We start from the raw sequence: 11,842 nt of genomic DNA, 5'->3' as shown, positions 1-11,842 counted from the left end.
AGGCAATATTTTGAGAATCTCTAGTTATATACAAGTTCATAAAGATTTGGTATAAGTTTCTATATCCATTGCTTATCCCCTAAAACTTTGTACCTCACCAATATGAGAATTACTATATGACAAATAACTCTTACTATTTACTATGAATAAAATCAGAAAAAAGCACCCATAAAATTATAGGTACTTGATTTAATACAATGTCAATAAAGTTATAATTCCACCATGATAGAACTTTGGCGTTGCTGAAACCTTGGGATGAATCTTTGTAGAAAAGATAAATCCCATCTTTTACTTCCTATTTCTCTATCTAAAACTATAATTCCACAATGCCAATATGCAAAGTCTCCTACACTTCCGACACTCCCCACAAAGACCACACCCCCCACACCAATTCATCCCGCAAATATGCAACGCCAGAACTTTTAGTAGCAGCCACCACGACGATAGCCACCATAACCGTAGCCATAACCACCACGACGGTAGCCATAACGTACAGGGCGCCCATATCCATAACCACCATAGTAATAGCCACGGCGACCATAGCCATAACTTACAGAGCGACCGCGACCGTAACCATCACAACCACAACCATGACCACCATTAATACTGGCAGAATCTTCAGTAGAAATATCAGAAAATAGTTCGTTATTTTGAATTTCTTGCATCATTTTTTCCTCAGAGTTAATTTAATCAACAAGCTAGTATAAACTTATATTTATTTATACAACTATCTCGTGATTTATAATAGATTATTCTTTAAGTGAGTTAGAGCTTCAGGATATTTTTTTATTTCTATTCAACTGGTGTTTAAAAAGCCTTTGTAAATTAGCAGTCAGTTTTTCAGTAGTTTTAAAAGAGATTAAAACCCAAGCTTTTAAAGAATTCGGTAACTATATTTTTGGGGCTGATAACTGACTGCTGTTGACGGAGTATTCCCTCGGTAAATATAATAGCTACTTCAAGTTTTATCAAACAGCACCTATAATTTTGTAGGTGCTAAATTTAGTTGAATTAGTTGAACTTAAATTAGCTTGAATCAGAGTTACATCGCTAATTTTTAGTAGCAATCATTATAGCCTCTGTAGCTATAACTGACAGGGCGAGAATGGTAACTGTAGCTACGATAGTGGTAGCTAACAGGACGACGATAGTAACGTACAGGGCGACCATAACCATAACCGTAACAATCATCGTAATAATGACCACCATTAATAGTGGCAGATTCTTCAGAAGAAAGATTAGAAAATAGTTCGCTGTTTTGAGTTTCTTGCATAAGATTATCCTCTGCTTTATTTCGGTTTACAAGATAGTTAAAATCTCTATAATTTTATTTAACTATCTTGTAATTTCCGATCTATTATTCGTTAGTTACTTCCAGCATCCGGATATTTTTTTCCTGATTATATGCTATTTATGAGCTGATAAAAAGCACTAAAAAATTTACTTTTTTTTTCAATTAATCAGGAGAAAACTACTCTTAAAAAATTTTAATTAGTAGCAGCCGCCATAGTAGCGACGACGGGAGTAGTAACGTACAGGCCGACGATAATAACGACGATAGCCATAACCGTAATAACGGCTACGACGGTAACGACCATAATATCCATGACCCCCATTGATAGTAGCAGACTCTTCAGTAGAAAGGTCAGTAAAGAGTTGGTTATTTTCTTTTTCTTGCATCGATATTTTCCTCAAGATTAATTACATTAGTAACGTTTAATAATTCCTGTTTACTACTAGGAATTACAATTCATTCTTCTTTAGTAGTTAATAACATCCGGATAGATACCGATCTAAATAGTTTTGAATTAAATATAGCAATCCTAAATGATTTGTTAAAAATCATAAAATACATATAGCAATTCCCAAGAAGAGTGAGGTACAAAATTCCTTAGTTTTAGGGAACACTTAACACTTAACACTTAACAGGAAATAGAATACAAATAAAGATATGTGTACCTCATTAGGCTGAGAAACGCTATAAAAACTCTGAAAATATTAAAATATGACTGCTATATAACTGATTAAAAAAGGAGTCATAATCAATGAGTGAAGGAAGAATTAAAAAGAAAGAAGAAACGAGGAAAATGTTGGATTTTATTGCTAAATTATATCAATAAATTTATACAATAAGTAAGTAGTTATAATCAAGATTTGCTACAAATATAAAATCTTGATCAAACTTGTCTTTAAATAGCATTACAAGCTGATATAGTAATAGTTTAATCTCTAAAATTTATTGATTGATATATCTAACTTGGAGCTATGTTCAGTTTTTCAATCTATTTCCCTTACCGAATAATTAATAATTAATAATTATTAATTAAATACCTTGGTTAAAAGCCAACCCTTTCAAGGGGAAAAAGCGGTCGTTTGCGGAGCAGTCCGTTAGGATGGGATGGCGAGGAGACCTCGCCATATCCAATCTCCTCTTGAGAAGAAAAAATTTTCATGATTAGTCAATCCTATCCGTTTTCTTTCGAGAGGTAATTATTAATTATTAATTGTTGAACAACCTACTAAACTGACACATCTAAAATGGTGCAATAAGTGTAGGTTGGGTTGAGGGACGAAACCCAACAACAATTTTGCTCCCAATCTCCCCATCTCCCCATCTCCCCATCTCCCTAATGCACAGTTTTAGCTGTGTCGGTCCACTACTTATAAATATATTAAACAGCTAAATGCTGATAATTTATCTCTGATTGAAATATGAAAAAATTGACCAGAAAATCAGGTATCATACCAAATCCGGGTATAAAAACAGGCTTGTTCCATCGTCAAATCTCTTATGTAGCAAAAGCTGTAACTTTAAAAATACCGTCTCACTAAGGCCGATTTGGTATCAGTATTTCAAACCTCCTACCTCAGTAGGATGTACTGTTAACTGATAACTGTTAACTGATAACTGAAATGACCTTAGTAATAGCCTCTTATATTCCCCTTATAATAATTAGAATTATAACGTTCATAGTCAGGAGAAGAACGGTTATAACCATAATAACTGCGAGGACAAAGTTGAAAACCTAAAAAACTACGGCGATGTTGATAATTTTCATTGTAACCACCATTTATTGTGGTAGATTCTTCTGAATTCAGTTCTGTAAAAAATTGCTTTTGTTGAGATTCTTGCATGATGAACTTCCTCATGGTTAATAATTTTCTGAAAATAGCAGTAATCTTTGCTGATTTCTTTAACTTCTGAAGGAATTTTAGTTTATACTTCCAAAATAATCTGCAGTATCCGGATTTTTGCCAACTTCTATGATAATTTTATATTGAGCATTAAGTTCTTATGCAAAATTAATTACACATCCTATTGACTACCTATCTCCTGTTCCCTCTCTCAACTAGGAAACTTATTTTGTACAACTACTTAACTTTAATCCTAATTTCTGCCAGTTTTAACCTTATCCGGATCCCTGACAAAATAACTCCTAAGCTAGAGAATTTCCAGTAGAGGAAATTAAAAAAATCGAGAAGTAAGATAACCCATAGAAAGATTAAAATTTCAGAGTGAGATGAGAACTTCCCCGACAATATTTGATTGAACAGGGAAGAATATAAATAAGGTAATTACTTCGAGTAGTTATATCATGTTCAATGAAAAATTTGTCATTGCCAGTCATTTATAGGGGTTTGGTCTGCAAACCCCTAGTAACGGCATTTACGATCGCATATCGTAGGTAATTAGCTGAACTTGATATAGCCTTTCTCAAATTTAGTCTCAAAAAAATTATTTTAGCAAGTGAAAATAAATTATGTTCAATAATTCTGACTCTATAGAAGTACAACCCCTAGAAAGTGATGAATTTCTACCTCCTATGAGTCGTTGGAATAAAATAGGGGGAATGTTCTTAGTGGGAACATTTGGTGCAGCTATTGCCCTAATGAGTGTAGTCAAGTATAATCCTACTGTGAGAACTGAAGCTATTGCTAGACCAACAGGAGATGTAAGAATTGTTCAAGCACTTACAGAAGGTAAAGTTGATAGTATAGACGTAAATGAAAATCAAGCAGTTCAAATGGGAGATACGATCGCACGCATAGATGAATCTGCTCTGAATCGTCAAAAAAATCAACTACAAGAAAAAATCAAACAGTGTGACATAGAATTAGAGCAGATCAATCAACAACTTTCTGCTCTAGAAGTTCAAATTATAGCTACTGCTAAACCTCAAACTTTTCAGCAATCCCGATCGACTACACTAGCAAATAATAAAATAGATGCATCATCCATTGAATCAGCTATTTTAGAGCTATCCCAATCTTTGCCTACAGTTGCTCAACAATTTGCCAAAGATAGACGCGATCTGATAGTCAAGCGAACAGAACTAATTAAAGAATTGACTACTGGCAACAGAGAACTAGAACAGATAAATATTAAGCTTGATAATAGCATAATTAGCGCTCCTGCAAATGGTACTATACTTAAGTTATCTTTGCGTAATCCTGGGCAAACTGTAGAATCAGGAGCAGCGATCGCTCAGATTGTTCCTAGTAATACACCTTTAGTATTTAAAGGTAGAGTGACAGCAGCAGATATTGCCAGGGTGAAAGTAGGTCAACCCGTGCAACTTCGGATTTCTGCTTATCCTTTCCCTGATTATGGTATTCTCAAAGGAACTGTCAGTTCAATTTCTCCAGATGCGATCGCCCCAGAAGTCCTTCAAGAAGCTTATTATGAGGTCACTATAAAACCTGAACGACCTTACTTAGTCAAAGGCGAACGTAAATATCCGATACAACCAGGAATGGAAGGTCGAGCTGATATTATTTCTTCACAGGAAACTGTATTAACTTTTGCTCTCAGAAAAGTTAGACTATTAACTGACTTTTAGTATTTGTATTGTTTTTGGTTGAGGTGGACAGGTTAAGAATAGAACTATATTGTTAATCCTAATCTTTCCACAATCCAGTAATCGCCGTTCTTAGAAACCTATGATAATAATCGAAATCTACAATTATCTGTTCTATTCCCGCTTCTACCTGGCAACGTCGGCCTTACCCAGTCCACAGGCTGTTACGGTCGATACGTCGCCAGTCCTACGGCTCCCCTAGACCGCCTTAGCCAGATTTAAACTAGCATTCAAGTCTCTCTCACCAATGAAACCCTACCCTTTCTCAGGACTTAGATAAATATAGGATTGACGCACGGGAACCCCTAAACCAGTTTATGTGCCTAGATGTCGATTATTCAAACCAGATTTCTCCTAGAAACCGGGTTTCTTTCCATAAGTCCTATCTATAAGTAGTATAAATGCCGAACGGCTAATCAGCATAACTAAATATACAAAAATTACTCATCAGACTAACTAAATCTTGATCTATATCTAAATTTGTGTTATAATTTTCAGTATAATCGAATAATCGAAAAAAAATATTGTTTACCTATCTAGGAATGCAGTTTTTGTATATCACATTAATTAATTTTTTTCAAGTAGGAAAACACATAAAAACTCAAGAAAAAGCATAAATAAATCTTACCATGAGTTTTAAATAATTTAGTTTTACTTATAGTGGCTTGCCAAAAGTAAGTATTCTACATTATAAACATATAAAGCACCTTTCCCAAGGCCACGAAAAATCCACGAATCGGTAAAAGTGAGAATGGGGAGGTAGTGTTCAGGAGAATTTCAAAAAATTAAGAGGTATTATGAGCCAACAGGTTATACACCCGATGGATAAACTCCAGCGTCAGGTGAATTCCCTTCTGAAATCTAATATAATCAAGCCAACAGATAGTATCTGGAAGATTGCCCTACTTTTTGGGGATAAATGGCACTATTGGAAAAAAGAACTGCAAGAGTTTGGTTTTTCGATGCAAGATCCAATTAGTGAACTATTAGCTGTCGAGGCTTGGGAAGAAGATTAGTTTACTAACTTCTTGATCGGACTCAAGCCAGGCTGATGAAAACAAAGCCTTAATATTTTTCCGTTATCAGGAAGCTTATGGTTATAAAACTTGTGGCAACTGTGGTCATGTTCAAAAAAAAACTTGGTTCCTCAAAATTGTTTAAGTCCCCCCAAGTGTAAAACCCTAATTCCAAGATATTTAAACGGTGTACAAACCATTAATATTTCCTCCTTTGTAGCGAACTGCCTTTAGTGTGAATGGTGAACCTATAATATGATTGTTTTAACTGATTTGAGTAGATTAAATCTTGCACAATACGGATAATGAGATAGTATTGCACTACTACAAGCAGTCCTTGTCAAGAACTGAAATATACCTTTATATCCCTGATACCAAGTCAGATTGACAAAAGATTTTCATCATTTTTTTCTGTTATCTCCTTTCAGAAATAACACATCTAAACCAGATTTAGTATCAGCTTATTAAAACTGATTATGTTTGCTTTTTAAAGACAACTATTCAACGCTTCTGCTAACTCTGGAGCAGTTTGATAGCGATCGCTAGGCAATGGTTGTGTAACTTTTTCAATCACCTCCCGTAGTTGTGATGTAATAGTGGGAACGCTTTCAATATAAAACCGATAACCATTACCACGATTATCATAAAAGTGCATTGGACTTTGACCTGTCAGCAAAAAAATCAGAGTTGCACCTACCGCATACAAATCAGATTGAGTTAAAGGTTGCCCGCGGTCTTGTTCGGGGGCGCTATAACCTTCTGCGCCAATTCGCGTACCTAAAGGCGTTCCAATTTCTTTAACTGCCCCAAAATCCAAAACCACTATCTGATTATCGCGACGGCGCACTAGAAGATTAGCAGGTTTAATATCCCGATGAATCAGTGGAGGATCTTGTGAGTGAATGTATTCTAGGACTTCACAAGTCTGAATCATCCACTCTATTGCCTGTTGTGGCAAAATCGGTCCTTGAGTAGCAATGCGTTTCTCCAAATCCTGACCATGAATCATTTCCATTGCCAAATATTTCTTGTCTTCTTCGACAAAAAAGTCGAAAAACTTAGGAATTCCTGGATGGTTTAATGATTTTAGCGCTCTAGCTTCTCGCTCAAATAATTCTTGAGCCTTACGAATTTGAGCCATATCAGCATTCATTTCCTTGAGTACCACTAAAGCAGCAGCAGGTGAAGCCCCCTTACCTTGGGAATTATGTCGCTCCCGATCCCAAGCCAAGTAGGTAGTACCCATGCCACCTTGACCCAATATCCGTAAAACTTGATAATGCTTAATACTGCGTTCAACCTGAATTGGTTGACCACAATAGATACAGAATAAATTTCCTGGTGGGTTATCACCAGCACGAGGACAACATTGCTGGGAAATGTTTGCAGCAGATGGAGGCTGAACTTGAAACTTGAAAATAGGGCCACCTCTGGCTAACTGTATCAGGGAACCATCAGAAACAATTCCCTGAGACATCAAAACTCCATTAACAAAAGTTCCATTTGTGCCTTGACTAACCAAACGCCAAAGATTTCCAGATTGAGACTTTGATATTTTATGTAACTCCAGATGATATCGGGAAACTAAACTATCAGATAAAACAATACTATTATCAGGAGAGCGACCAACCTTAATTATTGATTCGCTCTGAAAGTCCCAATTTTTTAAAGGAGTATTTTTTTGAGGGTCTAGGAGGGTTAACCTAATCACAATTTTAGAGGGAGTAGGGAGTAGTTAATAGTCAGGACGAACGGAGAGTTATAGAGAAGGTGGTCGTGCATAATAGCAAGAGTAATTTTTCTGCCTAGCGTCAACCCATTTAGCCTAACTTTTTGAGCATGAAGGGCTGAAAACCAGGTACTTTTTTCAAGGTAAAAAAGGCTAATACCTTTATATGTCAATGCGCGCCAGATAAATTAAGCAAAGCAATAATTAGAGATAGTTTTTATTATTCATTATTCATTATTCATTATTCATTATTCATTATCCATTATCCATTCTTTCTTGTGGCTTTACTAAAGCACGAATAACAATTGCTGTAATATTATCGTGACCATTATATTGATTTGCCAAATCAATTAACTTACTTACACCCAACTCCAAATTAGCTTGTTTGTCTAAAAGTGGTTCCAGGTGAGTTTGCCAATTGTTTTCCAGAAGCTGATTATCTGTTAAACCATCAGACGCTAAAATTAATAGACTATCCTCATTAAGATTAAAAAACTGTATATCAGGTCTAACAAAATTTTCATCTCGTGGTCCTAAAGCTTGAGTCAATTGATAAGCATCAGGGCGACCATAAGCTATTTCTGGTTCAACTCCGCGATTAATTTCTCTTTGACCTACTTCATGGTCTAGAGTAATCTGCTCTAAACCTCCCTTATGAGAAAAACGATACAAACGACTATCCCCTACATGAGCTACAGCTACTTTTGTATCGTAAATCATAGCCATAACTAAAGTAGTACCCATCCGACTACTACCAGAACGAACTTCTTGTTGGTTAATATTGTAAATTACCTCATTTGCCTGTAAAATTGCTTCACGAATTGTTTCCTCTGAAGGCAAACCTATTGACCAACTACTTTCTGCTTTAAAGTATTGTTTTATAGTGTCTACTCCTAACTGACTAGCTATTTCTCCACTAGCGTGTCCTCCCATACCATCACAAAGTACATAAATTCCTTTAGCCTGAATAATTCTTTCTGTAGAGGTTTCTTGACTTTCTATCTGAGTTTGAATTCCAAAAGTATCTTCATTATGCTCGCGTTGACTGCCTACATCACTTTTACCGGAACTTTCCAAACTTACCAATTGTATTGGTAAAAGTTCAGTATCTTGAGTCTCAATATTATCTACTATTTCCGAGGCAGAATCATCCGTTTGCAAAAGTGTAGGTGCAGATTTAGCAGGTGCTTGAGGTTGTAAGTTATCTTGAGTATTCATTAGATACGATCGCAATTGTTCAATAGTTTGTATCTCACCATTCTGCCAATCTTGAAATAAAGCTGTTATCCAACCAAATTGTGTACGTTGGGATTTCTCAAACAACCATTGCCAGAATAGCATTAAATTTCCTAGAGTTTTCGCTTCACCGGGTTTTGAGTACAAGCGTTGCAACTTGATAGAGTTATTATCTGCTTGATTTACCAAGAGGTTTTCATCTTCGAGTATACTTTGACAACAATCCCAAGGTGTTAGAGCTATCCACAATTCAGTCATTTGTTGCAACCACGATAAAATTTGTAGTTGGGGGAGTTCTGGGTTTCCCCAGAGGTCAACTAATCGTGGCCAACTACTATAATCAGCCAAAAGTAGTATTTCTTCTTCTGGCGTTTGCGCAGCATTCCGAAGGAATCGCGAACTTTCCTCCGAGTACGATCGCCAACTATCGTGAATAGTTGGCAAATGTTTAGGGATTTGGGTCTGTAATGCTATATACGGTTGGGCAATTATGGGGATAATTAAAGCTTCCATCCTTTCGGGAGTTATTTGCTGATCGCAGTTATTTTTCAACCAAGCTTGAATTGGGGTTTCTTCTAGTGGGTAACGGTCTAATACTTGCACAACTACTGTTTGACCTTGATTGCTTGCTGGTATAGTTTCCAATACTTGGTAGCGTTGTTGAGGGTCTAAGTATTTTTCTTCTGATGCAGTGGAGAGAATTTCTGTATCGTTTAAGGATAATGGATTCTCTGTGTTTACTGCTTCAGACATTGGGCTAAGTATATCTACAGTTGCTAATTCTAAATCATCTGAGCATTCTATTGCTTTTGGTTGAGTTTCTTCTACTTCTATATTTAAAACTGATTTAGTAAGATTGTCAGGTTCTGGAGTATCTTCTATTTCAATTTTCTCCTCCAAGTTCTGAGAAGATTCTAAAATCTCTTCAGATTCTTCAGTAATTATATCTGCTGCTGACTCTGCCGAATCTTTGGCCAAGGGGTTTCCTCCTGCAATGAATTCTTCTTGGCTCAGTTTCTTAACATTAATCTCTGGTATACTTGGAGTAGTAATTTCTGTTTGATAGTAAATGATGGCCTTCCATACCTGACCTGTATAGGCTCCACAGTTGTGACATTGTAGAGCGCTCAAGGAGACTTGTAATCCACATTGATGACAACTCTTGTCAGTTAAGGATATACCACATTTTTGACAATATTTATGATTGTTCGGATTTTCAAACTCACATTGGGGACAAATGAGCATAATTAGGAGCGATTCTGTGTCACAACTTCTTCAATTATTGTAGAGCAACTAGAAGGGAATAGAAGTATTGGTATCTTCTAAAATTGTTTGGGAGGCGATCGCTTCTATTGTTTTTAGAGGCACTTCACAAAAGTATTTTTGCCTAAATTGTTCTTCTGATACTGCTGCTAGGAACTTTTGGACTGTTTGGGATGAAGTTTCTGTTAAAGAATTTTCGACCCAGGAGGCTTTTTGATTTTTGGTTTGATTCTGGATTATGTAAAAACTTCTGTCTTTATACTTGACATTAAATCCAAAATGTTGTAATGATTTGAAACCTAATTTAAGAGTAGGATCGCCAATATTTAACTTTTTTAGCAATTGATAACGAGTGACAGGTTGGCTTGTACGGCTGAGATATTTGGCAATTCCCAGGAGTTTTTGCCAGATTTCTAGGGGAGGGACAATAGGAGGTTGGGAGTAGGCGATCGCTAGTTTCTTCTGTTGATTTATTGCTCGTCGGAACCAGATTCGTAAGTCATTCCAGCTTGTGGGACATTCTGTAAGAATAATTAAGTCTTTTTCATTTTCCCCAGGCAAGATCGGATACTTTTGAGTAGCACTATAGTTTGAAGTTAGGATTTTTGAATTTTCATTTCTGGGAAGGGATAGGTCAGACTTTTCATTTGAATTTTCATTTCCCACAGGTAAGACTGGAGACTTTTCACTAGCAATATAGTTTGGAGTTAGGATTTTTGAATTTTCATTTCCCACAGGTAAGACCTGAGACTCATCACTAGCACTATAGTTTTTAGTTGAGGATTTGAAATTTTCATTTCCGGGAAGGGATAGGTCAGACTTTTGAGTAGCACTATAGTTTGAAGTTAGGATTTTTAAATTTTCATTTCCTGGAGGTAATACCTCAGACTTTTCATTTGAATTTTCATTTCCCACAGGTAAGACCTGAGACTTATCAGTAGCACTATAGTTTGGAGTTAAGATTTTTGAATTTTCATTTCCTGGAGGTAATACCTCAGACTTTTCATTTGAATTTTCATTTCCCACAGGTAAGACCTGAGACTTATCAGTAGCACTATAGTTTGGAGTTAAGATTTTTGAATTTTCATTTCCTGGAGGTAATACCTCAGACTTTTCATTTGAATTTTCATTTCCCACAGGTAAGACCTGAGACTTATCAGTAGCACTATACTTTGGAGTTAAGATTTTTGAATTTTCATTTCCTGGAGGCAAGACCTCAGACTTTTCATTTGAATTTTCATTTCCCACAGGTAAGACCTGAGACTTTTCACTAGCACTATAGTTTGGAGTTAGAATTTTTGAATTTTCATTTCCTGGAGGTAAGACCTGAGACTTATCAGTAGCACTATAGTTTGGAGTTAGAATTTTTGAATTTTCATTTTCGGGAAGGAATAGGTCAGACTTTTCACTAGCACTATAGTTTGGAGTTAGAATTTTTGAATTTTCATTTCCTGGAGGTAAGACCTGATACTTTTCACTAGCACTATAGTTTGGAGTTAGAATTTTTGAATTTTCATTTCCTGGAGGTAAGACCTGATACTTTTCACTAGCACTATAGTTTGGAGTTAAGATTTTTGAATTTTCATTTGCTGGAAAGGATAAATTAGATTCATCCGTAGAGAAATACTTTTGAATTTTGAATTTTGAATTTTGAATTCCTCCACGCCAGTCCAATATCCAATCTACAGGATTCGATACTATGACTTGAGTATCTTGGAAATTGGGTTGTACAGCAATAA

The 11,842-nt window shown here is 35.9% G+C and carries 9 protein-coding genes and 1 pseudogene; 2 read left to right on the top strand and 8 right to left on the bottom strand.

What is annotated here, in order from left to right:
- Positions 1-209: 209 nt before the first annotated feature.
- The 5 genes from F6K22_RS15540 to F6K22_RS15520 form a co-directional block, all read right to left on the bottom strand.
- Positions 210-386, bottom strand: a complete 177-nt coding sequence (locus F6K22_RS15540) for a hypothetical protein (RefSeq protein WP_293099299.1) — start codon at positions 384-386, stop codon at positions 210-212.
- A gap of 36 nt (positions 387-422) precedes the next feature.
- Entirely contained in the window at positions 423-668 is a 246-nt protein-coding gene (locus F6K22_RS15535; protein ID WP_293099297.1) for a hypothetical protein, read from the bottom strand.
- A gap of 389 nt (positions 669-1,057) precedes the next feature.
- Positions 1,058-1,273 (bottom strand): hypothetical protein, encoded by a 216-nt coding sequence (locus F6K22_RS15530; protein ID WP_293099294.1) that lies wholly within the window; start codon positions 1,271-1,273, stop codon positions 1,058-1,060.
- Between the two features lie 218 nt (positions 1,274-1,491).
- Positions 1,492-1,680, bottom strand: a complete 189-nt coding sequence (locus F6K22_RS15525; protein ID WP_293099292.1) for a hypothetical protein — start codon at positions 1,678-1,680, stop codon at positions 1,492-1,494.
- A 1,239-nt stretch (positions 1,681-2,919) separates the two neighbouring features.
- On the bottom strand, positions 2,920-3,135 hold the full coding sequence (locus tag F6K22_RS15520; RefSeq protein WP_293099289.1) for a hypothetical protein: 216 nt from the start codon (positions 3,133-3,135) through the stop codon (positions 2,920-2,922).
- A gap of 626 nt (positions 3,136-3,761) precedes the next feature.
- Between F6K22_RS15520 and F6K22_RS15515 the strand changes: the two genes are divergently transcribed.
- The gene (locus tag F6K22_RS15515) at positions 3,762-4,841 is read left to right on the top strand and encodes an HlyD family secretion protein (protein ID WP_293099286.1); all 1,080 of its coding nucleotides are present in this window, start codon (positions 3,762-3,764) and stop codon (positions 4,839-4,841) included.
- Between the two features lie 815 nt (positions 4,842-5,656).
- Positions 5,657-5,875 (top strand): DUF4327 family protein, encoded by a 219-nt coding sequence (locus tag F6K22_RS15510; protein WP_293099284.1) that lies wholly within the window; start codon positions 5,657-5,659, stop codon positions 5,873-5,875.
- A gap of 487 nt (positions 5,876-6,362) precedes the next feature.
- On the opposite strand, the gene F6K22_RS15505 is transcribed toward F6K22_RS15510, so the two are convergent.
- From F6K22_RS15505 to F6K22_RS15495, 3 genes and pseudogenes are all read right to left on the bottom strand, one after another.
- Positions 6,363-7,586: a protein kinase domain-containing protein gene (locus tag F6K22_RS15505; protein WP_293099281.1), complete on the bottom strand. Its 1,224-nt coding sequence runs from the start codon at positions 7,584-7,586 to the stop codon at positions 6,363-6,365.
- Positions 7,587-7,859: 273 nt separating this feature from the next.
- On the bottom strand, positions 7,860-10,085 hold the full coding sequence (locus tag F6K22_RS15500) for a serine/threonine phosphatase (protein ID WP_293099278.1): 2,226 nt from the start codon (positions 10,083-10,085) through the stop codon (positions 7,860-7,862).
- A 48-nt stretch (positions 10,086-10,133) separates the two neighbouring features.
- Positions 10,134-11,842: pseudogene (locus F6K22_RS15495) on the bottom strand (hypothetical protein); the annotation flags it as partial.

The organism is Okeania sp. SIO2F4 (assembly GCF_010672385.1).
Lineage (GTDB): Bacteria > Cyanobacteriota > Cyanobacteriia > Cyanobacteriales > Microcoleaceae > Trichodesmium.
This window is presented reverse-complemented; position numbering and strand designations above follow the sequence as displayed.